This window comes from Methylorubrum zatmanii (assembly GCF_014845115.1).
GTDB lineage: Bacteria > Pseudomonadota > Alphaproteobacteria > Rhizobiales > Beijerinckiaceae > Methylobacterium > Methylobacterium zatmanii.
In genome coordinates, this window is record NZ_NKUI01000011.1 from 1 (window position 1) to 24,975 (window position 24,975).

General features: G+C 68.9%; 24 protein-coding genes. 8 read left to right on the top strand and 16 right to left on the bottom strand.

Going from position 1 to position 24,975, the window contains the following annotated elements; translation table 11 throughout:
• Nucleotides 1–12: 12 nt before the first annotated feature.
• Nucleotides 13–1,278: a TonB-dependent receptor gene (locus tag MZTS_RS01420; RefSeq protein ID WP_192280668.1), complete on the bottom strand. Its 1,266-nt coding sequence runs from the start codon at nucleotides 1,276–1,278 to the stop codon at nucleotides 13–15.
• Between the two features lie 465 nt (nucleotides 1,279–1,743).
• Here MZTS_RS01420 and MZTS_RS01425 point away from each other — a divergent pair, with 465 nt between their 5' ends.
• Nucleotides 1,744–2,520, top strand: a complete 777-nt coding sequence (locus MZTS_RS01425) for an IclR family transcriptional regulator (protein WP_009866912.1) — start codon at nucleotides 1,744–1,746, stop codon at nucleotides 2,518–2,520.
• Nucleotides 2,521–2,541: 21 nt separating this feature from the next.
• Here the strand turns inward: MZTS_RS01425 and MZTS_RS01430 are convergent, their stop codons facing one another.
• The 3 genes from MZTS_RS01430 to fepB are packed head-to-tail and all read right to left on the bottom strand — an operon-like array spanning nucleotide 2,542 to nucleotide 5,572.
• Entirely contained in the window at nucleotides 2,542–3,576 is a 1,035-nt protein-coding gene (locus tag MZTS_RS01430) for a FecCD family ABC transporter permease (protein WP_192280671.1), read from the bottom strand.
• Nucleotides 3,573–4,607: a FecCD family ABC transporter permease gene (locus MZTS_RS01435; RefSeq protein ID WP_192280674.1), complete on the bottom strand. Its 1,035-nt coding sequence runs from the start codon at nucleotides 4,605–4,607 to the stop codon at nucleotides 3,573–3,575. Before MZTS_RS01435 ends, MZTS_RS01430 begins: the two co-directional genes overlap by 4 nt.
• 17 nt (nucleotides 4,608–4,624) lie before the next feature.
• Nucleotides 4,625–5,572, bottom strand: coding sequence for a Fe2+-enterobactin ABC transporter substrate-binding protein (fepB, locus tag MZTS_RS01440; protein WP_210329052.1), 948 nt, complete (start codon nucleotides 5,570–5,572; stop codon nucleotides 4,625–4,627).
• Nucleotides 5,573–5,936: 364 nt separating this feature from the next.
• On the opposite strand from fepB, the gene MZTS_RS01445 reads away from it, so the two are divergent.
• Together MZTS_RS01445 and MZTS_RS01450 are read left to right on the top strand one after the other, a co-directional pair.
• A complete protein-coding gene (locus MZTS_RS01445; RefSeq protein WP_246481941.1) occupies nucleotides 5,937–6,719 on the top strand; it encodes an ABC transporter ATP-binding protein in 783 nt (260 codons plus the stop codon).
• Nucleotides 6,716–7,993, top strand: a complete 1,278-nt coding sequence (locus MZTS_RS01450; protein WP_192280682.1) for an NtaA/DmoA family FMN-dependent monooxygenase — start codon at nucleotides 6,716–6,718, stop codon at nucleotides 7,991–7,993. The genes MZTS_RS01445 and MZTS_RS01450 overlap by 4 nt, the downstream gene beginning before the upstream one ends.
• Nucleotides 7,994–8,395: 402 nt before the next feature.
• On the opposite strand, the gene MZTS_RS01455 is transcribed toward MZTS_RS01450, so the two are convergent.
• Nucleotides 8,396–8,941: a L,D-transpeptidase gene (locus MZTS_RS01455; RefSeq protein ID WP_343068681.1), complete on the bottom strand. Its 546-nt coding sequence runs from the start codon at nucleotides 8,939–8,941 to the stop codon at nucleotides 8,396–8,398.
• A 358-nt stretch (nucleotides 8,942–9,299) separates the two neighbouring features.
• Here MZTS_RS01455 and MZTS_RS01460 point away from each other — a divergent pair, with 358 nt between their 5' ends.
• From MZTS_RS01460 to MZTS_RS01470, 3 genes are all read left to right on the top strand, one after another.
• Nucleotides 9,300–9,668: a hypothetical protein gene (locus tag MZTS_RS01460; RefSeq protein WP_246481942.1), complete on the top strand. Its 369-nt coding sequence runs from the start codon at nucleotides 9,300–9,302 to the stop codon at nucleotides 9,666–9,668.
• Nucleotides 9,669–9,978: 310 nt separating this feature from the next.
• A complete protein-coding gene (locus tag MZTS_RS01465) occupies nucleotides 9,979–11,319 on the top strand; it encodes an efflux RND transporter periplasmic adaptor subunit (RefSeq protein ID WP_192280686.1) in 1,341 nt (446 codons plus the stop codon).
• A gap of 78 nt (nucleotides 11,320–11,397) precedes the next feature.
• The gene (locus MZTS_RS01470; RefSeq protein ID WP_192280689.1) at nucleotides 11,398–14,562 is read left to right on the top strand and encodes a multidrug efflux RND transporter permease subunit; all 3,165 of its coding nucleotides are present in this window, start codon (nucleotides 11,398–11,400) and stop codon (nucleotides 14,560–14,562) included.
• 200 nt (nucleotides 14,563–14,762) lie between these two features.
• Here MZTS_RS01470 and MZTS_RS01475 read toward each other — a convergent pair whose 3' ends face one another.
• The 4 genes from MZTS_RS01475 to MZTS_RS01490 form a co-directional block, all read right to left on the bottom strand.
• Nucleotides 14,763–15,068, bottom strand: coding sequence for a hypothetical protein (locus tag MZTS_RS01475; RefSeq protein WP_192280691.1), 306 nt, complete (start codon nucleotides 15,066–15,068; stop codon nucleotides 14,763–14,765).
• Nucleotides 15,065–16,546: an Asp-tRNA(Asn)/Glu-tRNA(Gln) amidotransferase subunit GatA gene (gene gatA, locus MZTS_RS01480; protein WP_192280694.1), complete on the bottom strand. Its 1,482-nt coding sequence runs from the start codon at nucleotides 16,544–16,546 to the stop codon at nucleotides 15,065–15,067. Before gatA ends, MZTS_RS01475 begins: the two co-directional genes overlap by 4 nt.
• A gap of 84 nt (nucleotides 16,547–16,630) precedes the next feature.
• Nucleotides 16,631–16,918, bottom strand: a complete 288-nt coding sequence (gene gatC, locus MZTS_RS01485) for an Asp-tRNA(Asn)/Glu-tRNA(Gln) amidotransferase subunit GatC (protein ID WP_009865760.1) — start codon at nucleotides 16,916–16,918, stop codon at nucleotides 16,631–16,633.
• Nucleotides 16,919–17,026: 108 nt separating this feature from the next.
• A complete protein-coding gene (locus MZTS_RS01490; RefSeq protein WP_192280869.1) occupies nucleotides 17,027–17,212 on the bottom strand; it encodes a hypothetical protein in 186 nt (61 codons plus the stop codon).
• A gap of 160 nt (nucleotides 17,213–17,372) precedes the next feature.
• Here MZTS_RS01490 and MZTS_RS01495 point away from each other — a divergent pair, with 160 nt between their 5' ends.
• Both MZTS_RS01495 and ruvX read left to right on the top strand, forming a co-directional pair.
• Nucleotides 17,373–17,951 (top strand): SMI1/KNR4 family protein, encoded by a 579-nt coding sequence (locus tag MZTS_RS01495; protein WP_192280697.1) that lies wholly within the window; start codon nucleotides 17,373–17,375, stop codon nucleotides 17,949–17,951.
• A complete protein-coding gene (ruvX, locus tag MZTS_RS01500) occupies nucleotides 17,948–18,442 on the top strand; it encodes a Holliday junction resolvase RuvX (protein WP_192280700.1) in 495 nt (164 codons plus the stop codon). Before MZTS_RS01495 ends, ruvX begins: the two co-directional genes overlap by 4 nt.
• Here the strand turns inward: ruvX and MZTS_RS01505 are convergent.
• From MZTS_RS01505 to MZTS_RS01535, 7 genes are all read right to left on the bottom strand, one after another.
• Complete coding sequence (locus MZTS_RS01505) at nucleotides 18,439–19,125, bottom strand: DJ-1/PfpI family protein (RefSeq protein WP_192280703.1); 687 nt, start codon at nucleotides 19,123–19,125, stop codon at nucleotides 18,439–18,441. The genes ruvX and MZTS_RS01505 overlap by 4 nt on opposite strands.
• A gap of 223 nt (nucleotides 19,126–19,348) precedes the next feature.
• On the bottom strand, nucleotides 19,349–20,203 hold the full coding sequence (locus tag MZTS_RS01510) for an SGNH/GDSL hydrolase family protein (RefSeq protein ID WP_192280706.1): 855 nt from the start codon (nucleotides 20,201–20,203) through the stop codon (nucleotides 19,349–19,351).
• Between the two features lie 206 nt (nucleotides 20,204–20,409).
• Nucleotides 20,410–21,615, bottom strand: coding sequence for a DNA-processing protein DprA (gene dprA / locus MZTS_RS01515; RefSeq protein WP_192280709.1), 1,206 nt, complete (start codon nucleotides 21,613–21,615; stop codon nucleotides 20,410–20,412).
• A gap of 31 nt (nucleotides 21,616–21,646) precedes the next feature.
• The gene (gene plsY, locus MZTS_RS01520; protein WP_009864481.1) at nucleotides 21,647–22,255 is read right to left on the bottom strand and encodes a glycerol-3-phosphate 1-O-acyltransferase PlsY; all 609 of its coding nucleotides are present in this window, start codon (nucleotides 22,253–22,255) and stop codon (nucleotides 21,647–21,649) included.
• The gene (locus MZTS_RS01525; RefSeq protein WP_192280712.1) at nucleotides 22,252–23,553 is read right to left on the bottom strand and encodes a dihydroorotase; all 1,302 of its coding nucleotides are present in this window, start codon (nucleotides 23,551–23,553) and stop codon (nucleotides 22,252–22,254) included. The genes plsY and MZTS_RS01525 overlap by 4 nt, the downstream gene beginning before the upstream one ends.
• On the bottom strand, nucleotides 23,550–23,726 hold the full coding sequence (locus MZTS_RS01530; RefSeq protein ID WP_192280715.1) for a hypothetical protein: 177 nt from the start codon (nucleotides 23,724–23,726) through the stop codon (nucleotides 23,550–23,552). The genes MZTS_RS01525 and MZTS_RS01530 overlap by 4 nt, the downstream gene beginning before the upstream one ends.
• 94 nt (nucleotides 23,727–23,820) lie before the next feature.
• Nucleotides 23,821–24,768 carry an aspartate carbamoyltransferase catalytic subunit gene (locus tag MZTS_RS01535; protein ID WP_192280718.1) on the bottom strand — a complete coding sequence of 316 codons (948 nt, stop codon included), beginning with the start codon at nucleotides 24,766–24,768 and terminating at the stop codon, nucleotides 23,821–23,823.
• Between the last annotated feature and the right edge of the window lie 207 nt (nucleotides 24,769–24,975).

Consider the following 24,975-nt stretch of genomic DNA (forward strand, 5'->3'; position numbering starts at 1 on the left):
CCACGCCGATTCTCACCCTGAGAGCGTCCATCGGTCGAGGAAGCGATAGTTGAGTTCCCCGAACACGCCCAGGCTGTCACGCAGATCGGTATATCGAGTCAAGTTTCCGCGGCCGGGGTAAGCCAAAGTCAGCGTATCGATTGAATCTGTCGAGAAGAAATAATATCCGGCCATGCCGCTGAAGCCATTCACGGTCGGATCGCCGAAAGTCAGCCGGGTTTCATTTGAGATGTTTTTGGGATGGATCGTCGCCGAACCATTGCTCGCAGGTGCGGTATAGCGCTTGGTATACACGTCGGAATATTGGAACTGATTGGCCAGTTTGATGCCGTTCCCGAAATCATAGCTGAGATCGAAGATGCCGACATGGGCCGCGTTGGTATAGGTCGGCGCCGACGTCACGATGCTGTTCAGGCTCGAGAAGGGACGCGTCGACGCTTCGAAGGTCGGGCGATTGTTGAACGTGCGTGAATAGGTGAGCTTCGCCTCCAGCCCGGGAAGCGCGGCTGGCCGGTACAGGAGCTTGAAGCGAAGGTTGCGGGTCTCGAGGTCGCGGTCGGTGCCGGTCCCGTCGAAGGCCGGGTTGACGTAGTGGATGACATTGTCACGTGCGTAATAGTCGAGCGCCAGCCTTGCGGCGACCTCTTCGGAAATCGGCACGTTGAGCATCGCGGCGGCACGCATCAGATCGCGCGTCCCGTAGACCGCCTGGAACCTGGATTCCGGAACGAAAGTCGGATCGTTCGTACGGATGATGATCGCGCCGGCGATGCTGTTGGCACCTTGAGAGATCGTTTGTGGCCCGCGGAAGACTTCGATTGAATTGACGTCCCAGATCGGCACGTTTCCGAAGACGAGTTCGTTATAGGTCAGGTTGTGCCCATCGATATTGACGACGGTCCGCGGAACGGTGCCGCCGAAGAATGCGGTCGCGCCGGAATTCGGGCCTTCGCTGTCCTGGCCGCGAATGGTCGGGGCGCCTCCCAATCCTCCCGAGGCGGAAAAATTGACGTTCGGCGTGCCGAGCAGGGCGTCGGAGACCGAGTTGCGGTTCACGTCCCGCTCAATGTCTTCTCGGGTCAGGACGCTCACGGACGAGGCCGTTTGTTGGAGCGGACGGGTGATCTTCTCGCCGCTGACGGAGATCTCTTCGAGCTGCATCGCTGTCTGAGTCGCCGCTCCGCCGGCATCCTGAGCGATGCCCGGAGTTCCGAACATGCAGAGAAGCGCCGCGGCGCTGACGCCGCGCAGCAGATGATCGACGGAGTGGGTCGGCATGGGAAGTCTCGTGACCGGGGAAGCACTTTGGGCGGAATGGGGCGGAACGATCGCTCGCCATCTCCTGACGCCGCCGTTCCACAATCCATGATGCATTCCGCAGGTCAACACGTGGACGGGAGGTGAGGCCTTCTTCGCTGCAGGTGTGGCGGATTAATCACTTGGTTTGTCTTTTTGATAATCTTTCAAAACTGCAATTGCCCCTATTCGTGGAGCAAGATTAGCCAGCCGATGCTGGATGGCCGCCCGACGCGGCATCTGATCGGCAGCGCTGTTCACGCCGACCGGAATCGTCGGAGAGCCGTATCCGGTCGGGTCGCCCCGGGCCGGATACGGTTCCAGGTCTTGTTGTGACGCGCTTTCTTTCGACGCGCCGGATGCTACATCCCCGGCGAGCCGTTCCAGGTCCGTCGGATCGGCGCCGATCGGCCGCTGGCTTCGGGAACTTGGGAGGCCGGGGAAGGCATGAACGTGCGTCGTCAGATCAGCGATGACGGCCAGCCGGCGGCCAAGCGTTCCGCGACCATCCAATCGGTCTCCATCGCGTTTCGGTTTCTCGATCTGCTCGCCCGTGCCGAAGGGCCGCTGGTGCTGGGCGAAATCGCCCGCCGCGGGCGCACCGGAACCTCCACCGCCCACCGCTACATGCGCAGCCTCGTGCAGGAGCGTCTCGCCGCCCAGGACGAACTGGGCCGCTACGATCTCGGTCCTGCCGCGCTCAGCATCGGCGTCCTGGCCCTGCGCCGGATCGAGCCTGTCGAGATCGCGGCGCGAGCGATGCGGCTGCTCTCGGCACGCTTGGCCGCGAGCTGTGGGGTCGCGATCTGGACGGAGCGCGGCCCGACGATCGTGCGATGGTACCGGAGCGCGGGATTCACGATCAGCACGGTCAGCCTCGGCGACGTGCTCCCCCTGGACAGCACCGCCTGCGGAATGGTCTTTCAGGCCCACCTTCCGGGCGAGGTGATCACGGCGGCACGCCGACGCCAGCCGGCGGCGTTCCGAGGCACGCAGCCCGCACGCGCCGAGCTGGCCGCCGTCCGCGAGGCCGGAATCGCGGAACTCGACGAGCGCCTGTTCCGGCAACTGACCGGCAAGGCGGCGCCGGTCTTCAATGCGCTGGGCGACATCGCCTGCGTGGTGACGACCGTCTCGCATGTCGATGTGGCGGAGGCGGAGGGCCATCGGGCTGCGCTGCTCGACGCGGCGCGGCACAGCACGTCGGACGCCGGCCCCCCCTGATACCGCCGGCCCGTGGTCGGGTCAGACCTTCCTGCTGCTCGCAAGCAACCAGAGCAAATACAGCCCGCCGACCAGGCCGGTCGTCAGCCCGATCGGCATGCTGATGTGAAACGGTGATCGCTGGCCGATCAGATCCGCCAGCAGAAGCAGGGCGGCCCCCATCGCCGCCGCCGCGACAAGCGGCACGTCCGGCGACCGGCCGAGCCGCTTGGCGAGTTGGGGAGCCGCCAGGGCGATGAAGGCGATCGGGCCGGCCGCGGCCGTGGCCGTCGCGGTCAGCGCCACGGCCGTCATCACCATCACCAGCCGTGTTCGTTCCACGGGGACGCCGAGCTGGCTCGCCGCGTCGTCGCCCATCTCGAGCAGGGAGAGCCGCCGGCCGTAGCGGAGGGCGACGGGAACGATCAGCACCAGCGCGGCGGCCGCGGGCACGGCATGCGACCAGCTTCGCGCCGTCAAGGATCCGGCGAGCCAGACCTGTGCCGAGATGGCTCTGTCGAGGTCGCCGAATACCAGCAGCACCGTGTTGACGCCGGTCAGCGTTGTCCCGACACCGATTCCCACCAGCACCAGCCTGTAGCCGCCGGTGGTGTGTCCCCTCATCGCCAGCAGGAACACGAGGGTCGCCGTCGTCATGCCGGACACCACGGCCGCGACCGAAACGGCCAGAGGGCCGGCATCGAACAGGATGATCTGGATGATCGCACCGGTGGCCGCGCCGGTGGTGAAGCCGATGATGTCGGGCGATCCGAGCGGGTTGCGCGAAATCGACTGGAAGATCGACCCGGCCATTCCGAGCGACGATCCGACGAAGAGGGCGGTCAGCACCCGCGGGAGCCTGAGGCCCAGGATCACGCGCCCGGCGATCGGGCCGGCATCGCCTCCGACCAGGACCTTCAGAATCTCTCCCGGGGTGAAGACGAGGGTGCCGCTCCCCAGGAGGGCCGCCGCCAGCGTCAGACAGATGCCCGACAACGCCACGCAGAGCAGGGCGACGCGCGGCCGCCACCGCACCGAATAGGGGCCGAGCCGAAGCACGGAGACGGATGCGCTCATCGTCTGCTCATGCGAAACCGGCGGACGGTGACGATGAAGAACGGTCCTCCGAGAAGTGCCGTCACGATGCCGGCCGGAATTTCGGACGGCGCTACGATCACACGGCCGGCGCTATCGGCCGCGAGCAGCAGGATCGCGGCGAAGAGGCCGGAGAAGGGAAGGATCCAGCGATGATCGGGCCCGGCGACCGCCCGGGCGAGGTGCGGCGCGATCAGGCCGACGAACCCGATGGGGCCGGTCGCTGCGGTGGCCGCGCCGGTCAGCACCATCACGGCGAGGCAGGACACCAGCCAGGTCCGGCGAGGATCGGCGCCGAGAGCTTGGCCGAGATCCTTGCCCAGCGCCATGGCATTCAGGCTGTCGACGCTCGCCACGGACGTGGCGATCCCCGCCGCCAGCGAAACGGCCAGCACCACGACGGCCTCGAAGCTGGCGCGTTCCAGCGATCCCGCCATCCAGATCCGGAAGTCGTCGAAGACCGTGGGCGACGCATTGAGGATGATGATGCCGGTCAAGGCCCCCAGGGTCACCGAGATCCCGGCGCCCGCCAGAAGCAGCCGAACGGGATCGACGCCGGTCTCGTGGGCGCGACCGAGGAGGAACACGGCCATGCCTGCGAACCCGGCCCCGAGGGCAGCGAACACCATGGTATCGGCGACGCCGGTCAGGCCGAACAGGGCGACGGCGAGGATGACGGCCGTCGCCGCCCCCCAGTTGATGCCGAGCAATCCGGGCTCGGCCAGGGGATTGCGCGTCAGGGCCTGCATGAGCGCCCCCGCATATCCGAGCCCGGCACCGCTGAGAAGGGCGGTGAGCATGCGCGGCAGGCGAACCTCCCGCACCACCAAGTGCAGGTCGTTGCCAGGGTCGTAGGCGAGGAGGGCATCGAGCACGATCCGTGGGGGCACCGGCCGGGAGCCGATCGCCAGACTCGCCATGGCCAGACACGCGAGGGCGGCCCCTCCGGTGCCGAGCCACCCTCGGCGCCGGCGTTGGCGCTGGCGCCGGACCGCCCGTCGATCGGCCTCCATCGATGTCACGCCGACGCTCACGGCTTGGCGAAGGTGGCGCGAACCGTCTCGATGACCTGACGGGCGGAATACGGGTCGATCCGGAAGGAGGTCAGGCCGAGCGGGTGGACCCGCTTCCCGAGCACCGCTGGGTGGTTCGCGAGCACCGGCTCCGCCAGGAATGCATCCACGTCCCTGTCCGTGGCACGCAGGAGGAAGACCGTGTCGCCCGTGATCGCGGCCGAGAGATTCTCGCGGGAGAAGAACGCGAAATCCGAGGCACGCGCCGTGTTCGGCTTCAGCTCCGGCGGCACGGTCGCGATCTCGAAGCCAAGCGCCTTGAGAAGCAGCGAGACCGGACTCGTGGGGCGTGCCACCGAGTAGCTGCCGGCGATGTTGTAGCCGACGATGCTGACTTTGGCCCCGCGCGGGTCGATGGCGCGCGCCGCCTGCGCAAGTTCGGCCTCGAATTGCCCGACCGCGACGTTCGCCTCGGCTTCGAGGCCCAGGGCCCTGCCCAGTTCGGTGGCGATTTCCTGCCAGGAATGGGTGGAGTAATCGACGACGACGGATGGAATGCCCAGCGCCTCGAGTTCGGGCCGGTGCGACAGGACGCTGTCCCGCCCGGTGGAGGACAGGATCACCAAGTCCGGCTTGGCGCCGATCACCGCCTCGATGTCGAAGTTCACATTCGGATAGAGGATCTTGACGCCCTTGCGGTCAGCCTCCCGAGCCCATTGCGAAAAAAAGCCTTTGGCATCGGTGAGCGGGCCCGGCGTGGTGGCGGCCGTGGCGATCAGCGGCGCGTCGATCGCCAGCAGGATTCCCGTGACGCTCGGCGTCGTCGAGACGATCCGCTTCGGCTGTGCCGCCAATGTCGTCCGGCCGGCGGCGTCCGTGATCGTGCGAGGCCAGCCGCCGGCTTGAGCGCGAACCGGACCGGCATCGATGCCGGCGGCGCCAAGCACGAGGAGGACAAGGAGCAATCTGAGGAACGGCATCGTCGCTTTGCTTCAGGCCTCGGACGTGACCGAGCGCGCCACAGGCGGCGCTCCTTATGGCGGATTGCATCCCGCATTGCGAGAAGAACCTGTTGTCGTGTAATGCCGGTGCGAGCAAGGTCGCGCGGCCGAGACACTCTCACGGCAGCAACTCGGACCCGGAGACCATCCAGGTCTTGCAGGTTCATCGTCGGGCCAGACTTTTGGAAATAGTTGAAAGGACTCGGATGCCGTCTGTGGTCCGGCTGAGATGAGGGAGAAGCCGTGCGCAGCGCGGCACACGGCGATCTCGCCGAGTGTCGGCGCCCCCCCGAAGCCGCCGCCCGGGACGCCCCCCCGGACGCATCGCTTGCAGGCCGACCGCGTCACGCTTCGCTATGAAGCGCGCACGATCTCGACAGACCTGTCGATCGCCATCGCCGACGGCTCGTTCACGGTGATCGTCGGCTCCAACGCCTGCGGCAAGTCGACCTTGTTACGGGCCCTGTCGCGTCTCCTGATCCCGAGCTCCGGGCACGTCGTTCTCGATGGACGGCACATTGCCGACCAGCCCGCCAAAGACGTGGCGCGGCGACTCGGCCTCCTCCCCCAGACGGCGACCGCTCCCGATGGCATCACCGTCGCCGATCTCGTCGCCCGGGGGCGCTACCCGCATCAGTCGTTTCTGCGGCAATGGTCCATCGGCGATGCCCAGGCCGTCGCGGCGGCCCTGGCCGCGACGGGCGTGACCGATCTCAGCGAGCGGCTCGTCGACGAACTCTCCGGCGGCCAGCGCCAACGCGTCTGGATCGCGATGGTCCTCGCCCAGGAGACGCCGATCCTTCTGCTCGACGAACCGACGACCTTCCTCGACATCGCCCACCAGATCGACCTGCTCGACCTGCTCGCCGACCTCAACACCCAGGGCCGGACGGTCGTGGCGGTGCTGCACGATCTCAATCAGGCCTGCCGCTACGCGTCGCATCTCGTAGCAATGAAGGGCGGCGCCATCGTCGCCGAGGGCAGCCCATCCACGATCGTGACACCGTCACTGGTCGAGGAGGTCTTCGGCCTGCCCTGTATCGTGATCCCCGATCCGATCGCAGGCACTCCACTGGTCGTCCCGCGCGGCCGAAAGGCGATCCGCCCATGACCGGCACAAGACAGCTGCACATCGGCTTGAGCCTCACACCGACTTGGCTGAAGGGGGGGAATGCGGTGCCGGGCGATCCGGGCACGGGCGGCGATCCGGTCGCGTTCCATCTCGACCTTGCCCGCGCGGCCGAGCGGGCGAAGCTCGACTTCGTCTTCAAGCCGGATGCCCTTCTGCTCTATCCGCCAAGGGCGGCCGTGCCGCGGGCACTGGCGGGCCTCGACCCCACCATCCTGCTCTCGGCCATCGCTCGGGGCACCGAGAGGATCGGGCTCGTCACGACGATCTCGACGAGTTTCAATGCGCCCTACGCCGCAGCGCGGCAGATTCAGTCGCTGCAATGGGTGAGCGACGGCAGGGCGGGCGTTAACGTCGTCACGTCGATCGAAGGGGCGGAGAATTTCGGTGAGGCCGGGATGCCGCCGCCGGACATCCGCTACCGGAAGGCGGCAGAGTTCACGGATGTGTTGCGGGCTCTGTGGCGGAGCTATCCCGAGGCCGCCCTCGACGGTGCCGCGATGTGCTCACCGATCGATCACAAGGGAGAATTCTTCAGCGTCAGGGGGCCGCTCAATGTTCCCGGCCATGCGGCCGGCCCGCCTGCCCTGTTTCAGGCCGGTGCCTCCGAGACCGGCCGCGACTTCGCTGCAGCCATCGCCGACGCCACCTTCGCGGCCGCGCCGGATATGGAGGCGGGGGTCGCGCTGCGCACGGATCTCCGCCGCCGTGCCGGACGGCATGGCCGGAATCCCGACGACGTGCGCGTTCTGCCCGGTCTCCATTTCTTCCTTGCCGAGACGCGCGAGGATGCGTGGGAGATGCATCGGCGTGCCCATGCCCATCTCACGGACCAGCAGCGCCGCGCCTGCGTGATGTCGGTGCTCGGGCTCGATCTTGGCTCGCTCGCCCCCGATGCCCGCGTGACGCCTGACATGCTGCCGTCCCGCGATAGACCCGTCCGCAGTCGCACCCATGCCGACCTCCTGCGTCGCTTCATCGAAACGCACGCACCGAGCGTTGCGGACCTGCTGACACGGCCCGAGGTCGTCGGCTCGGCGCACTGGGTCTGCGTGGGCACGGTGGAGGACGTCGCGTCCGACATCGAGCGCTGGTTTCAGGCCGGAGCGATGGACGGCTTCATCGCCTTGCCCGGCGGCTCCGCCAACTCCCTGCGGCTGTTCCTGGACGTTCTGGTGCCGGTGCTCGCCGAGCGGGGCCTGTTCCGCCGGAAATACCAGGGCTCGACACTCAGGGATCATCTGGGCTTGGCCTGAGCGATCCGCTCCGGGGGACACGGGGCAATCCCAGGGTAGCCGCACGGGGCCGTCGACGATCATTCCCGGCTGGCCTGCTCCGGGAGCGAGACCCGAACGAGCGGCGCGGCCCCTGCCTTGCGTTCCTCTTCAACGCCCTGCGCCTCTTCCGCCGCCACGTCTCGATCTTGCTCCTCCATTCGCGGTGGGAAGGGCACCGGCCGCGCCGAGGCTGGCGAAGCCGATCCTGCCGTGCGTCCGGGCCGCCTTGGACACGAAGTTGCAGGCAAGGGAACCCCTGGGTTGGGCGATCCCATTGCCCCCGTCAAAGGCGACGTCCTCGGTTCGATGAGCTCCTGCGCGGCCTCTTTGGAGCGGCCTCTCGGAGCCGATTACCGACAAACTTCCCGCTTGCGCACAGCCTCAATCCTTGACGATCACCTTGGTGCCGACCTTCACCCGGTCGTAGAGATCGACCACGTCCTTGTTGGTCATGCGGATGCAGCCCGAGGACACGGCGGCGCCCATCGTCTCCGGCTCGTTGGAGCCGTGGATGCGGTAGAGCGACGAGCCGAGATACATCGCCCGCGCGCCGAGCGGGTTGTCCTGGCCGCCGGCCATGTAGCGCGGCAGGTCCGGGCGGCGGGCGAGCATCTGCGCCGGCGGGCGCCAGGCCGGCCATTCCTTCTTGCCCGTGATCGTCTTGGTGCCCGACCACGAGAAGCCTTGGCGGCCGACGCCGACGCCGTAGCGGATCGCCTCGCCGCCGCCGAGCACGTAGTAGAGCCGGCGCTGGCTCGTCGAGACGACGATCGTGCCGGGCTTCTCCTTGCCGGCATAGGCCACCGTCTCGCGGGGGATGGCCTGCGTCTTGAAGACGTTGATGAAATCGGCGAGCGGCCCGCTGTCGAGCGGGTTGGCCCGGGCCGGGGCGAGCGCCGGAGCCGCGAGGGCTCCGCCCAGAACGATCGTGAAAGCGAGGCGCGACAGCGCAGAACGGTTCGGCAAGACGGAGGTCCTCCTCGAAAGGTCCGGCCCCGCGAGCCTCGCTCAGCCGGGCCGATCGGGAGCTTTAGGGCCGCCCGTCGCGGCAGGAGGAAGGCAGGTCTGTGGGTTTGCTGCAACGGTAAACCCGAATCGATCCCGCACCTGCGGATCAGGGTGCGGCGCGGCACATCGTCCGGCGGACGATTCGTGCTCCGCAGGGATGAAAGCCGGCATCTGCCGCCAGGTTCGTCGGCCAGGTTCGTCGGCCAAGCCTGCCGGAATGTCGCAGTCGATTGCATGGGAACGCGTCGTCCACCACAATGATCCTACCGTGACACTCATGCCCCGCCCTGTCTCGTCAGGCCGCGCGTCTGCCGGCCTCCCGACCCGCATCGTCCTGTCCGCTCTGGTCGGACTGATGAGCCTGCTCGTCGTTGTCGGCCTTGCCGCCGACGGCTCGGCTCTCGGCGGGGTTCCGCAGGTGCGTGGCGAGGTCAGCTTCGAGCAGCGCCCCGATATCGATCCCCTCGCCAGCGTGCGGAGCGCGGCGCTCATGCTCGATCTCGACGATTCCGCCAGTCACGGGCGCATCACGGCCGCGATCCCGGCTCCCCTTCGCGCGGATGCCGCCGCGCAGGCCCGCCCGACCTCCGACCGGATTCCCGTTGCCGCCCATCGCAGCCGGCCGGAGCGCCCGCCCAGGGCGTGAGCGGGCGGCTGTCCGGCGCTGTCGTCGGATCGCCAAACTTGCCCTTCAGGATGCCGCACGCGTGACAGGCCGCTTTCCGCGGTCGGTCTCCCGATGCTGTCCGGCATCCTTCGTGCAGCACCTTCCGACCCGTCGCTTCACGGCGGGAATCCGTTCCGGGCGCCGGTCCGCGACGCGGGGCCGGCCTCCTCCCGGGAGGCCCACCGGCCGGGGCCGGAACGGGCGCTGCGAGACGGCCAAAGGCTTGAGCGCCAGAAGCTTCGGACCATGCCGGAGCGAAACCCGAGAGCATCGTAGGAGCGACCCGATCGTGATGCCGTCCCCCCCGTCGCCCGGCCGCGTGCCCGGCACCGCGAAGGCCGGCCGCAGCAATTCCCGCTGGAGCCGTTCCCGCTGGACCTTGCCGGCCTCCCTCCTCGTCGGTGCCGTGCTCGTCACCGCCTCGGCCTGCAACGAGCAGAAGGCAGCCGCCCCCGTGCCGCTGCCGCCGCCGGAGGTCAGCGTCGTCAGCGTCCGTCCGCAGCCGATTCCCTATGTCCGCGATCTCCCCGGCCGGGTCGCGCCGATGCGCATCGCCGAGGTGCGCTCCCGTGTCTCGGGTCTGGTGATCCGGCGGCTGTTCGAGCAGGGCAGTCACGTCAACGAGGGCGATGTCCTCTACAAGATCGACCCGGCGCCCTATCAGGTGGACCTCGCGAGCGCCGAGGCGACGCTGGCCAACCGGGAGGCGGCCCTGGTGCTCGCCAACCAGCAGGCCGAGCGCCTCGAAACCCTGCTCGCCCGCAACACCGCGAGCCAGGCGCAGTACGATACGGCCTTCGCCGCCAAGAAGCAGGCCGAGGCCGAGGTGGCCGGCGCCAAGGCGGCCCGCGACCGGGCCAAGCTCAACCTGTCCTGGACCGATGTGCGGGCGCCGATCTCCGGCCGTATCGGCCGGGCGCTGTTGACCGAAGGCACGCTGATCGAATCCGGCTCCACCGGCGTGCTCGCCACGATCCAGCAGCTCGACCCGATCTATGTCGACATCACCCAGTCGGTCGGCGAGCTGAACAAGCTGCGCCGGGACATCGCCTCGGGCGAGTTGTCGAAGCTCGCCGCCGATGCCGCCAACGTCCACCTCATCATGGATGACGGCACGCTCTACGGTTCGGCCGGGCGCCTGCTGTTCTCCGACGTCACCGCCGATCCGAGCACCGGGCAGGTGACCCTGCGCGTCCAGTTCCCCAACCCGCATAACGAGCTGTTCCCCGGCATGTATGTCCGGGCGCGGATCAAGCAGGGCATCGACGCGGACGCCATCGCCGTGCCGCAGCAGGCGATCCAGCGCACCAATGACGGCAAGCCCGAGGTCTGGGTGGTCAAGCCCGACGGCAAGGTCATGCTCCAGCCGGTCGAGGTCGGCCCCGTCGTCGGCGGCCACTGGCTGATCCGCGAGGGCCTGGAGGGCGGCGAGAAGGTGGTGGTCGAGGGCTTCCAGAAGATCACCGCCGGCATCGAGGTGAAGACCGTCCCCTGGAAGACGGAGGCCGCCGCCGACGAGGGCAAGCCGGTCGATACCGACAGCCACGACACCGACGGCAAGGAGAATGGCGGAAAGGGCGCGAATGCGGCCGATCCGTCCGCCCAGCCCGTCGCCCAGTTCGCCGACTGATTTCCTTGGATCCTCGCGCGGCCGGCGGGCGTCGACACGCCCTCGCCGGCCCGATGGAATAGGACGTAACCGCGCCTCATGGCCCGCTTCTTCATCGACCGGCCGGTCTTCGCCTGGGTCGTCGCCCTGTTCATCCTTCTGGGCGGCGCGCTCTCGATCCCGATGCTGCCGATCGCGCAGTACCCGATCATCGCGCCCCCCGCGATCGCGCTCTCGACCTCCTATCCCGGCGCCTCGGTCGAGAACCTCTATACCGGCACCACCCGCCTCATCGAGGACGAGCTGAACGGGGCCGCCAACATCCTCAGCTTCGAATCGGCTTCCGATTCCTTCGGCGTGATCGAGATCACCGCGAGCTTCCGGCCCGGCACCGATCCCGGCTATGCCGGCGTCGAGGTGCAGAACCGCCTGAAGCGCGTCGAGGCGCGGCTCCCGGCCGAGGTGCGCCAGCAGGGCATCCTCGTCGAGGAGGCCTCGGCCGCGACGCTGAACATCATCACCCTCGTCTCGACCGACGGGAAGACCGACGAGGTCGGCCTCGGCGACTTCCTGATCCGCAACGTCATCAACGAGATCCGCCGCATCCCCGGCGTCGGCCGCGCCACCCTCTACTCGACCGAGCGGGCCCTGCGCATCTGGATCGACCCGGACAAGCTGCGCGGCCTCTCCCTCAACGCCGCCGACGTGACCAAGGCCATCGGCAAGCAGAACGTCCAGATCGCCTCCGGCGCCGTCGGTGCCCAGCCGTCGCCTGAGCGCCACGCGGTCAACTTCCCGATCATCGTCAAGGGACAGATGACCGAGCCGGAGGCCTTCGGCGCCATCGTGCTGCGGGCCAATCCCGACGGCTCCAACGTGCGCCTGCGCGACGTCGCCCGGATCGAGCTCGGCGGCGACGATTACAAGTTCACCACCCGCCTCAACGGCGGCCCGGCGGCCGGCATCTCGGTGACGCTCGCCCCCGACGGCAACGCCATCGAGACGGCCAAGGCGATTCGCGCCAAGATGGTGGAATTGTCCCAGTTCTTCCCCGACACGGTGAAGTGGGACATCCCCTACGACATCACCCCCGCCGTCGATGCCTCCATCGAGAAGGTGCTGCACACCCTGGTCGAGGCGGTGGTGCTGGTCTTCGTCGTGATGTTCGTCTTCCTCCAGAACATCCGCTACACCCTGATCCCGACCATCGTCGTGCCCATCGCCCTGTTCGGCACCTGCACGGTGATGCTGCTCGCGGGCTTCTCCGTGAACGTGCTGACCATGTTCGGCATGGTGCTGGCCATCGGCATCCTCGTCGACGACGCCATCGTCGTGGTCGAGAATGTCGAGCGCATCATGAACGAGGAGGGGCTGCCGCCCAAGGAGGCGACCCGCAAGGCCATGGGCCAGATCACGGGCGCGATCATCGGCATCACCCTGGTGCTGGTGGCAGTGTTCATCCCGATGGCCTTCTTCCCCGGCTCGGTCGGCATCATCTACCGGCAGTTCTCGATCGCGATGGTGACCTCCATCGCCTTCTCGGCGCTGCTGGCCCTGTCGCTGACCCCGGCGCTCTGCGCCACGATGCTGAAGCCGATCCCGCAGGGGCACGGCCACGCCAAGGGCGGCGTCTTCGGCCTGTTCAACCGCTTCGTGGACCGGGAGACCGCCCGCTACGGCCGGGGCGTCGCATGGTTCATCAAGAAGTCCGGCCGGGTGATGCTGATCTACCTCGCGCTGGTGGCGGGTGTGGCCTTCGCCTTCCTGCGCCTGCCCGAGGGCTTCCTGCCGCTCGAGGATCAGGGCTTCTTCACCGTCGATATCCAGACCCCGCCGGGCTCCTCCTTCAACCGCACCCAGGCCGCGGTGAGGAAGGTGGAGGAGCATCTCCTGGCCCAGCCGGGAGTGGGCACGGTGACCGTCATCAACGGCTTCTCCTTCTCCGGCCAGGGCCAGATGACGAGCCAGGCCTTCGTCACGCTCAAGCCCTGGGGCGAGCGCGACGCGGCCAATTCCGCCGCCAAGCTGGTCGAGGGCACCAACAAGGCGCTCAGCGGATACAAGGATGCGGTGATTCAGGCGCTGGAACCGCCGCCGATCGACAATCTCGGCAATGCCTCCGGCTTCTCGTTCCGCCTCCAGGACCGGGCGCAGAAGGGCTACTCGGCCCTGATGGCGGCGCAGGAGCAATTGCTCTCGCTCGCGCGCAAGAGCCCGGTCCTCACCAAGGTCTATGTCGAGGGCCTGCCCCCGGCCCCCGAGGCGGAGCTGATCATCGACCGCGAGAAGGCCGCCGCCCTCGGCGTCGGCTTCGAGGACATCAACGAGACGATCCAGGTCAATCTCGGCTCGGTCTACGTCAACGACTTCCCGAACCGGGGCAAGATGCAGCGGGTGATCGTGCAATCCGACGATCTCCAGCGCCTGCACGCGGCCGATCTCCTCAACTACGCGGTCAAGAACCAGCAGGGGACGATGGTGCCGATGTCCTCCTTCGCCGACCTGAAATGGAGCGTCGGCCCGGCTCAGATCATCGGCTTCAACGGCTACCAGTCGGTGCGCATCACCGGCGATCCGGCCCCCGGCTACACCACCGGCGACACGATCAAGGAGATGGAACGGCTGATGACCTTCCTGCCGAAGGGCTTCGGCTATGCCTGGACCGGCCAGTCGCTGCAGGAAAAGGAGGCGGGCAGCCAAGCCTCGCTGCTGCTGGCGCTCTCGGTGCTGATCGTGTTCCTGTGTCTCGCCGCGCTCTACGAGAGCTGGTCGATCCCGATTTCGGTGCTGCTCGTCATCCCGCTCGGGGTGATCGGCTCGGTGGCGGCGGTGTATCTGCGCGGCATGCCCAACGACGTCTATTTCAAGATCGGGCTGATCACGATCATCGGCCTGTCGGCCAAGAACGCGATCCTGATCGTGGAATTCGCCCGCGATCTCTGGAAGCCCGGCACCAACATCGTCGCGGCGACGATCCAGGCGGCGACCCTGCGCTTCCGCCCGATCGTGATGACCTCACTGGCCTTCATCTTCGGCGTGGTGCCGCTGGCCATCGCGACCGGTGCCGCCTCGAAGAGCCAGCAGGCCATCGGCACCGGCGTGATGGGCGGCATGATCTCGGCCACCGTGCTGGCGGTGTTCTTCGTGCCGGTGTTCTTCGTGGTGGTGATGCGCCTGTTCAAGCGCAAGGAAGTCGCCGCCGGGGAGGACGCGGAGGCCGTGCCGGGCTCGCCCCATCATGGGCATTCGGTGCCGGCGGAGTAGAGGATGGGAGAGGCGGCGCGCGTGCTTCGAGGCGCACGTGCCGCCTATCTTCCTTGGGCTGGGATCCCGAAGGGATCATCCCTTCGGCGGGTGTCGGGCAGAGCCCGACTTCTTCCAGGGCTCCGCCCTGGACCTGCGAAGGGCTTGCCCTTCGAACCCGGATGTTTTCGGAAGGTGTGACCGAACGGGAACCCGACGCCTCAGCGCTTCAGCGCCCGCCGTGCCCCATAGCCCGCCGCCGCCCACAAAAAGGCCGCGACCGTCCGCACCGGGAAGAAGGTCGGCAGGTCGGCGGCGACGGGGGCCGGCCAGGGCAGGCCGATCCGGGTCACGAGCCATGCCACCAGCACCGACACCGCGAGCGCCGCGATGGCGGCGATGAACACCTTGCCGAACTGGTCTGCCTTCCAGCCGAGGAAGACGGCGACCGCGATCAGCACGGGGTCGAATCCGGCGAGGATCCAGACCGAGACCGGATAGACCGGGACGACGGGGGGAGCGTTCACGCCCACCACGCCTTCGGCAGGCTGATCCGGCCGGCCGCGTTCTCGATGGTCTGCGCGGCGGCGAACAAAGTCTCCTCGTCGAAGGGACGCCCGATCAGCTGGAGGCCGAGGGGCAGGCCCTGCGCGTCGAGGCCGGCGGGCACCGCGATGCCCGGCAGGCCGGCCATGTTCACGGTCACGGTGAAGACGTCGTTGAGATACATCTCGACCGGGTCGGCGCTCGCCATCTCGCCAATGCCGAAAGCGGCGGACGGGGTCGCAGGGGTGAGGATCGCATCGACGCCGGAGGCGTAGGCCGCCTCGAAGTCGCGCTTGATCAGGGTGCGGATCTTCTGCGCCCGGACGTAATAGGCGTCGTAATAGCCCGCCGAGAGCACGTAGGTGCCGATCATGATGCGCCGCTTCACCTCGCGGCCGAAACCGGCGGCGCGGGTGTTCTCGTACATCCCGGCGATGTCCTTGCCGGGCACCCGCAGGCCGTAGCGCACGCCGTCATAGCGGGCGAGGTTCGAGGAGGCTTCGGCCGGGGCGACGATGTAATAGGCCGGCAGGGCGTATGGGGTGTGCGGCAGCGAGATCTCCTTGATCGTCGCGCCGGCCTCCTTCAGCCATTCCGCGCCCTGGTCCCAGAGGCGCTGGATCTCGTCGGGCATGCCCTCGACCCGGTACTCCTTCGGAATGCCGATGGTCAGGCCCTTCACGCCGCGGGAGATCGCCGCCTCGAAATCCGGCACCGGCAGATCGACGGAGGTGGTGTCGCGCGGGTCGTGCCCGGCCATGGAGCCGAGCAGGATCGCGCAATCCTGCACCGTGCGGGCGATCGGCCCGGCCTGATCCAGCGACGAGGCGTAGGCGATGATGCCCCAGCGCGAGCAGCGGCCGTAGGTCGGCTTGATGCCGACCGTGCCGGTGAAGGCTGCCGGCTGGCGGATCGAGCCGCCGGTATCGGTCGCGGTGGCGCCGAGGCAGAGATGGGCCGCGACCGCCGCCGCCGACCCGCCGGAGGAGCCGCCGGGCACCAGCGGCGTGTCCGAACCCTGGCGCCGCCAGGGCGAGATCGTCTTGCCGTAGGCGCTGGTCTCGTTGGACGAGCCCATGGCGAACTCGTCGAGGTTGAGCTTGCCGAGCATCACCGCGCCGTCGCGCCAGAGTTGGGCCGAGACGTTCGACTCGTAATGCGGCTCGAACCCTTCGAGGATCTTGGAGCCGGCCGTGGTGTGCACGCCCTGCGTGGCGAACAGATCCTTGATGCCGAGCGGCAGGCCTTCGAGCGGCCGCGCCTCGCCCTTGGCGATCTTCGCGTCGGAGACCTCCGCCATCTTCAGCGCGCGGTCGGGCGTCGCCACGATATAGGCGTTGAGGGCGCGAGCCTTCTCGATGGCGTCGAGATGCGCCTGCGCGATCTCCCGCGCCGAGAATTGCTTGGAGGCCAGCCCGTCGCGCGCTTCGGCCAGGGTGAGTTCGTTGAGTGCCGTCATGCCCGTTCCAGACCTACGCGCCGGCCCCGCGAGCTCGAAGGCTCCGCGAGGGGCCGGAAATGCCGCTCCGCCGATGCCGAAAACCTACTCGACGACCTTCGGCACGAGAAAATAATTGTCCTCGGTCTCGGGCGCGTTGGCGACCACGTCGCGCGCCCGGCCACCGTCGTTCACCACGTCGGCGCGCTTCTTCATCCGCATCGGCATGACCGAGGTCATCGGCTCGACGCCGTCGACATCGACCGCACCGAGTTGTTCCACGAAGGCGAGGATCGCGTTGAGTTCGCCCTGCAGCGGGCCGACCTCCTCGTCGGTCACCGCAATGCGGGCCAGATGCGCGATGCGCCGTACCGTCTTCTCGTCGACCGACATGCCGCTGGTGTCGTCCTGCCAAGCTCGAGCGGAAAAGGCCCCGCCCGGTCATCGGCCGGGCTATAGCACCCGCTTTCCCGCAGGGGCAACGCCGGGACTGCGGCAGGCTTAAGTGATGACGTGCCCGTCGACCGCCGGCGTGTTCACCGTAACGCCCGGCCGGCGATAGCGGTCGGCGTTGACCGAGCCGGCGATCAGGATCTCCAGGGCGAGCGCCAGCATCAGCATGTGCCGCGTCGAGAAGCGTCGGGACGGCTCACGGGTGGCAGGATGCGGCGTCGGCATGGGGGGCACGGGGCGGCTCCGGCTTGGTTAATGAAAGCTTAACACCGCTTTCCGCCTTCGGCTCCCCCTCCGGCACCGGATCCGTGCACCGTGGTTAATCTCCACGGTGGACAAGCCCGCGCGGGCGGGCGTAAGCCCCGCTCGACGGACGACAATCGGAGGACAGGCCATGTGGGAGAGCGTCTTCCGGGAACTGCGCCCGGGTCTCGCATCGAGCGAGGCCGACCTCGCTCGCGCCGAGGCCGAACTCGGCTTCGCCCTTCCGGCCAGCTATCGCAGCTTCGCCCAGAGCTGCGGCGCCGGGCGGATCGGCGGGCATCTGCGCATCTTCACGCCTGTTCCGGTGGAGGCGGCGGATCTGAGCCCCCGCGCCCATCTGATCGCCCACGGCATCGCCCTGGCCCTGGACGGGCTGCGGGACGAGAACAGCGACGAGCCGCACCGCTTCACCATCGAGGGCGACGCCGATGCCGGCCTGATGGAGCGCGCCTGCTTCTTTGGGCAGACCGAGCGCGGCGATTTCCTGTTCTTCGACGTCACGCCGGGATTTCCCGAATACGACATCTGGGTGCTCTGCGCCGATCTGGAGACGGTGCATTTCGGCGGGGCCGACCTGCCCGCCTTCTTGCGCGGCGTCCAGGGTCTGGAGATCCTCCACATCCTCGGCGAGGGCGAAGGCCCCCTGCCCGCCACTTTCGAAGGCGACGACGCGGCCGCCCTGGAGCGACTGGGAGCGACCGCATCGTGAACCGGGACGAGATCGCGGCCTTCGCCGAAGCGTCGCGCGGGGCGCCGCGCCTGATCGGGCTCGATCTCGGCACCAAGACCATCGGGCTCGCCCTGTCCGATGTCGGCCGTCAGATCGCCTCCCCCCTGGAGACGATCCGCCGGGTGAAGTTCACGCCCGACGCCCAGCGGATCGTCACCCTCTGCGCCGCCCATGCCGTCGGCGGCCTCGTCATCGGCCTGCCCCTCAACATGGACGGCTCGGAAGGGCCGCGGGCACAATCGAGCCGCAGCTTCGCCCGCAACCTCAAGCCGCTGCTGCCCCTGCCGGTGCTGTTCTTCGACGAGCGCCTCTCCACCGCCGCCGTCACCCGGACCCTGCTGGAGGCGGATGCCTCGCGGGCAAGGCGTGGCGAACTCGTGGACAAGCTCGCCGCCGCCTACATCCTGCAGAGCTGCCTCGACGTGATGGGCGGCCTCTACGACGAGGCGGCGGAGGCGGACGAGCTTTAGGCTTCCCCGGTCGAGGGGGTGAGCCGCGCCACGATGGCCTCGCGCTCCCGGCGGGCCGCCGACAGGCGCTCGCGGGCCGCTGCCGTGATGGCGGGGCCGGCGGTGTCCGGGCGCCCGGCCGAGAAGGGCGGGGTCGGGGCATATTCCTGCTGCAGCTGGATCGTTCGGGCGGTCGCCTCGTCGGCGAGTTCGGCGGCGAGGGTCAGGCCGAAATCGATGCCTGCGGTCACGCCGCCCCCGGTGATCAGGTTGCCGTCGCGCACCACGCGCTCCTGCACCGGCACGGCGCCGAAGGCGGCAAGCAGGTCGTGCGCGGCCCAATGCGTCGTGGCGCGCCGGCCCCGCAGCAACCCCGCAGCGCCGAGCACCAGGGCGCCGGTGCAGACGGAGGTGACGTAGCGGGCGCCCGCCGCCTGCCGGCGGAGGAAGTCGAGGGTCTCGGCATCCTCCAGCAGCGGATTCACGCCCGAGCCGCCCGGCACGCAGATCACGTCGAGCGCCGGACACGCGGTGAAGGTGATCGTCGGCGTGAGCACGAGGCCGGTGGTGCTCGCGACCGGCGCGAGCGTTTTCGCGACGAGATGGACGCGGGCGCCCGGCACCATGGCCAGCACCTCGTAGGGGCCGGTCAGGTCGAGCTGCTGGACCTGCGGGAAGACGAGAAAGCCGATCTCGATGGTCATGGGCGTCTGATCCTGCACGCGTCGACCAGAAGACATAATCGACAAGAACAATCTCGCGGAGACCCCTTCTCTCCCCCTGCGCCCTCGTCCTGAGGTGTGACCGAAGGGAGCCTCGAAGGAGGGCTCGAGGAAGCACGAGAGATCTGGATCCCTCCGTCGAAGCCACCCACGCGGCATCTCAGGATGAGGACGCGAGGGGGATGAACCCCCTTAAACGGACGCCTTAGTCGGCGCTCGCCTCCGCCACGGTGACCGGCGCGGCGGCGGCCCCGTCGAGCACGGTCTCCTGGGCGGCCTCGGCGAGCAGGGCGTAGCCGCCATCGGCCATGTGCAGGCCGTCGCTCGCGAACAATTCGGTGTGGGTCAGCCGCCCCTGCCCGATCCAGTCGCGCATCAGGTCGGAGCGGCGGATCACCGCGACCCCGAGATCGGCGCCGAGGCTGCGCACCGCGTCGCGGAACCGTTCGGCGCCGGGCGTGGCGTCGAGGGCCGGGCACCATTGCGGCTCCATCAGCACCACGTCGATGCCCGCCGCCCGGATGCGCTCCAGGGCCGCCTCGGTCGCCTCGCGGAAATGGTCGAGGGAGACGCCGCGCAGGGCGTCGTTGCTGCCGGTCTGCCAGATCACGAGGTCGGGGCCGGGAGCGATCACGTCCCGGTCGAGACGGGCCAGCATCTCGTCGACCGCCTCGCCGCCGATGCCGCGATTGGCCACCGTGATCCGGCCGGCGAGGCGCGGCAGGGCGCGCCGCAGATTGGCTTCGAGGCGGGCGGGATAGCTGGCGGCCGGCGCGCTGGCGCCGATCCCCTCCGTTGAGGAGGAGCCGAAGGCGACGATCCGCAACGGCCCGCCGAGGGCGATCTTCTGCGCGACATGCGGGAGGCCGGCCGGTGCCGCATCCTCGAACAGGCCGAGATCGAAGTCGATGTCGAGGCTGCGCGGCAGCAGGTCGGCATAGGCCAGCACGGCGGTGGAGGTCAGGCTGAGACCCAGGATCAGCCCGAAAGCGCCGGCCCAGCGCCGCGGACTTCCCCTGAACAGCGCCCGCGCCCGAGCAAGATGGAGAAGCCGCGCCACTGTTTCCGTGCCCCCGCCCGCGCCGCCTGTCTTGAAGCTGATCGCGGCATTGCCAGCATCGACCCACTTTATCGAAGTCGATGCCGAATGGCGGCCCCATAATCGTGATTCGCAGCTCTCGCAATGGAGATTGCTTGATTGAACCTTAATGACATCGACAGCGGGAGGAGAAGGTCCGGCCAGTGGTTCGGTCGGGAGAGAGCAGGTCACGGCGAACGGATCAGTGAAACCGTCCCGCTGCCGTGGCGCTCGATACAGCCGTCGAGTTCGAGTTCGAGCAGCGTGGTCTGGACGATCCGCACCGGAAGACCCGTGGAGCGGGCGAGCTCGTCGGTCCGCACCGGCGTCGGACTCAGAGCCGCGATCAACCGGGCGCGGTCGTCCTGAGCCTTGGCCGCATCGTCCTCCCCTGCATCGTCCCGCTCGAACGCCTCGAAGAGGGGAGCCGGCGCGGCCGGTGTCGTCCCGTCGAAGTCGATCTCGTCCCAGTAGTCGGACGTCCCGGCCCGCTCCGGCCGGTCGCTCATTCCGCCCATCGATGACCCGCCGTGCTCGATCAGGGGATCGAGCACGGAGAGGATGTGCGCGACGTCGGACACCAGCGTCGCGCCCTGGCGGATCAGGTCGTTGGTGCCCTCCGCCCGCGGATCGAGGGGCGAGCCCGGCACGGCGAAGACCTCGCGGCCCTGTTCGAGGGCGAAGCGCGCGGTGATGAGCGAGCCGGAGCGGCGCGCCGCTTCGATCACCACCGTACCGAGGCTGAGGCCTGAGATGATGCGGTTGCGCCGGGGGAAGTCGCGCCCGCGCGGAACCCAGCCCATCGGCATCTCGGCGACCACCGCCCCGCCTGCGCCGACGATCTCCTCGACGAGGCCGGCATGGCTCTCGGGATAGATGCGATCCTGCCCGCCCGCGAGCACCGCCACCGTGCCGGTGGCGAGGGAGGCCTTGTGGGCGCGGGCATCGATGCCGCGGGCGAGGCCCGAGACGACGACCAGCCCGGCCTCGCCGAGGCCGCGGGTCAGCCGCTCGGTGAAGGCGAGGCCCGCCGTCGAGGCATTGCGCGAGCCGACCATCGCCACCGACGGCTTGAGGAGGAGGGCCGGATCGCCGCGCACGGCGATCAGCGGCGGTGCCGTGTCGGTGGCATGCAGCGCCTTCGGGTAGGCCGCCTCGCCCATGGCGAGGAAGCGCACGCCGAGACGGGCGGCGGCGGCGATCTCGCGCTCGGCCTCAGCCGCCGTGGGCGGCAGCGCGCGCTTGCCCGCCCGCTTCGTCAGATCCGGCAGGGCATCGAGCGCGGCGGCCGCGCTGCCGAAGCGGTTGATGAGGCCGCGGAAGGTGCGGGGGCCGACGCCCTCCGTCCGGATCAGGCGCAGCCAGTCGAGGCGCTGCGCGTCGGTGAGTTGCATGGATCCCCCTCCGCTCGGGCGGGGGCCGCTCTCAGCCCTTCTGCCCGATCCGCCCCTCGGTGCCGGCGGCGAGTCGGCGGATGTTCGGAGCGTGCTTCCACCATAGCAGCGCCGCGAGCACGAGGAACAGCACTGCAACGTGGCCGTGTCCCAGCGCCCACAGCACGACGGGCGTCGCGGCGGAGGCCGCCAGCGCGGCGAGGGAGGAATATTTCAGCGCGAAGGCGAGCCCGAGCCAGATCGCGGCGAAGGCCAGCAGCGTGAGCGGGCTCAGGGCCAGCAGCACGCCGATGAAGGTCGCCACGCCCTTGCCGCCCTTGAAGCCGAGCCAGACCGGAAAGAGGTGGCCGAGGAAGGCACCGAGTCCGGCGGTCAGCGCCGGCCCCTCCCCCCAATGTCCGGCAACCAGCACCGGGAGCGTGCCCTTGAGCGCGTCGCAGAGCAGGGTGGCGGCGGCCAACCCCTTGCGGCCGGTGCGCAGGACGTTGGTCGCGCCAATGTTGCCCGATCCGATCGCCCGCACGTCGCCGAGGCCGGCGAAGCGGGTGAGGATCAGCCCGAACGGGATCGCGCCGCTGGCATAGCCGAGGACGAGGGCGGTGATCAGCACCGGCCAGCCGGCATCGAGAAGCGAGGTCATGCGGCGGCCGCGAACAGGTCCGAGCGGTGGACGACCCGGCCGGCCACCAGCGTCAGCACCGCCGCGCCCTGCAGCCGCGCCTCGTCGAAGGGCGAGTTCTTGGAGCGCGACTTCAGCTGACGCTTGTCGAGCAGGTAGGGCAGATCGAGGTCGATCAGGACGAGATCGGCCGGCGCCCCCTTCTCCAGGCGGCCCGCCTCGCGGCCGAGCAGCCGTGCGGGGTTGGCGGAGAGGGCCTTCAGCAGGGTCGTGAGGGTCACGTCGCCGGTATGCAGCAGGCGAAGGCTGGCGCCGAGCAGGGTCTCGATGCCGAGGGCCCCGTCCGCCGCCTCGGCGAAGGGCAGGCGCTTGGTCTCGACATCCTGCGGGTTGTGGTCGGAGACGATGACGTCGATCACGCCGTCGTTCAGCGCGGCGATCACCGCCTGTCGGTCATCCTCGCGGCGCAGCGGCGGGGAGAGCTTGCAGAAGGTGCGGTAGTGGCCGATGTCGCCCTCGTTGAGCACGAGGTTGTTCACCGAGACGCCGCAGGTGACGGGCAGGCCCGCCTCCTTGGCCCGGCGCACGATCTCGACGGAATCGGCGGTGGAGATCATGGCCGCGTGGTAGCGCCCGCCGGTGAGGCGCACGAGGCGGATGTCGCGCTCCAGCATGATCGTCTCGGCCTCGCGGGGAATGCCCATCAGCCCGAGGCGGGAGGCCATCTCGCCCTCGTTCATCACCCCTTCCGCCGCCAGCTCCGGCTCCTCGACATGCTGCATCAGCAGCGCGCCGAAATCGCGGGCATAGGTGAGCGCCCGGCGCATCACCTGGGCATTGGTGACGGCCTTGAGCCCGTCGGTGAAGGCGACCGCCCCGGCCTCGGTGAGCAGGCCGAACTCGGTCATCTCGCGGCCGGCGAGGCCCTTGGTGATGGCGGCGGCCGGCAGCACGTTGACGCTCGCGGTGTCGCGGGCACGGCGCAGGACGAAATCGACGATGGCCGGCCCGTCGATCACCGGGTTGGTGTCGGGCATGCAGACCAGGGTGGTCACGCCGCCCGCCGCCGCCGCTGCACTGGCCGAGGCCAGGGTCTCCCGGTGCTCGGCGCCCGGCTCGCCGACGAAGGCGCGCAGGTCGATCAGGCCGGGGGCGAGAGTGAGCCCGCCACAATCCACGGTCTCGCATCCCTCCGGGGCGGCCGGAGCAGCGCCCCAGGCGAGATCGGCGATGCGGCCGTGGCGCACCAGCACGGCGCCGGGGCCTTCGCGGCCGGAGGCCGAGTCGAGAAGGTGGGCGTTGGAGAGAAGAAGGCTCACGAAAGTCTCTCGCAGGCGTCGGCGGAGAAGGCCCTCTTCTCCTGGATGGTCGTTTCACCGAAGAAGCGCCGGGGATTGCCGCACATCCAGCAGGAGCAGACAGCGAGGTGGTCCGCGTGCCGCGCGCGGTCGACCCCGCCGGAGACGTTGAGGCGCCGCGCCTTCGCCTTCATGCGGATGAGATCGCGACGGCGCCGGGCCCGTTTCGACTCATGTTGCGCCATCGCGATCGGCTCGGCTCTCGGTACGGATGCAAGCACCGGAAGGCTAACCGTTCGGCAGGTGGGTCGCCAGCGCTTCCAGCACGGCCATGCGCACGGCGACGCCCATCTCGACCTGCTCACGGATCAGCGATTGCGCCCCGTCGGCGATCTCCGAGGAGATCTCGACGCCGCGATTCATCGGGCCCGGATGCATCACCAGCGCGTCGGGCTTGGCGAGCGCCAGCTTGTCGCCGTCGAGGCCGTAATAGCGGAAATACTCCTTCACGCTCGGCACGAAGGAGCCGTTCATGCGCTCGCGCTGGAGCCGCAGCATCATCACGATGTCGCTGCCCTTCAGGCCCTCGCGCATGTTGGTGAACACCTCGACGCCGAAGCGCTCGATCCCGGTGGGGAGCAGCGTGGAGGGGCCGATCACCCGCACTCGGGCGCCCAGCGCCTGGAGCAGGATGATGTTGGAGCGGGCGACCCGCGAATGCAGGACGTCGCCGCAGATCGCCACCTGCAACCCCTCGATGCCGCCCTTGTTGCGCAGGATGGTCAGGGCGTCGAGCAGCGCCTGGGTCGGGTGCTCGTGGGCGCCGTCGCCGGCATTGACCACGGCGCAATCGACCTTGCGCGCCAGGAGATGCACCGCGCCCGCCGCGTGATGGCGCACCACGATGATGTCGGGCCGCATGGCGTTGAGGGTCGCGGCGGTGTCGATCAGCGTCTCGCCCTTCTTCACCGAAGACGAGGCCACCGACATGTTCATCACGTCGGCGCCGAGGCGCTTGCCCGCCAGCTCGAACGAGGATTGCGTCCGGGTCGAGGGCTCGAAGAACAGGTTGATCTGCGTCCGGCCGCGCAGGGTGGTGCGCTTCTTCTCGACCTGCCGGGACAGGGCGACCGCCGCGTCGGCGCGCGCCAGCAGCGATTCGATGTCGGGCCGGCTCAGGCCCTCGATGCCGAGCAGGTGCCGGTGCGGGAAGGCAGGTGCGGTCTGAGCGGTCATGCGGCGGTTCTGGCGGCGTGCCAGGGCTATAGGTGCCCGCGGCCGGCCCGGCAAGGAGCCTCCGGCCCAGCATCGCCCCTCGCGTCGCGCCCTGACGGTCGCGGTGACGGCCGGGGAAGGGGAGGAAGGGGCCGATCCTGTCGCGGCCAAGAGAATGATTTCGTCCTCGCGAGCCCGTGATCGAGAAAATTTTGAACGATCCCCTGC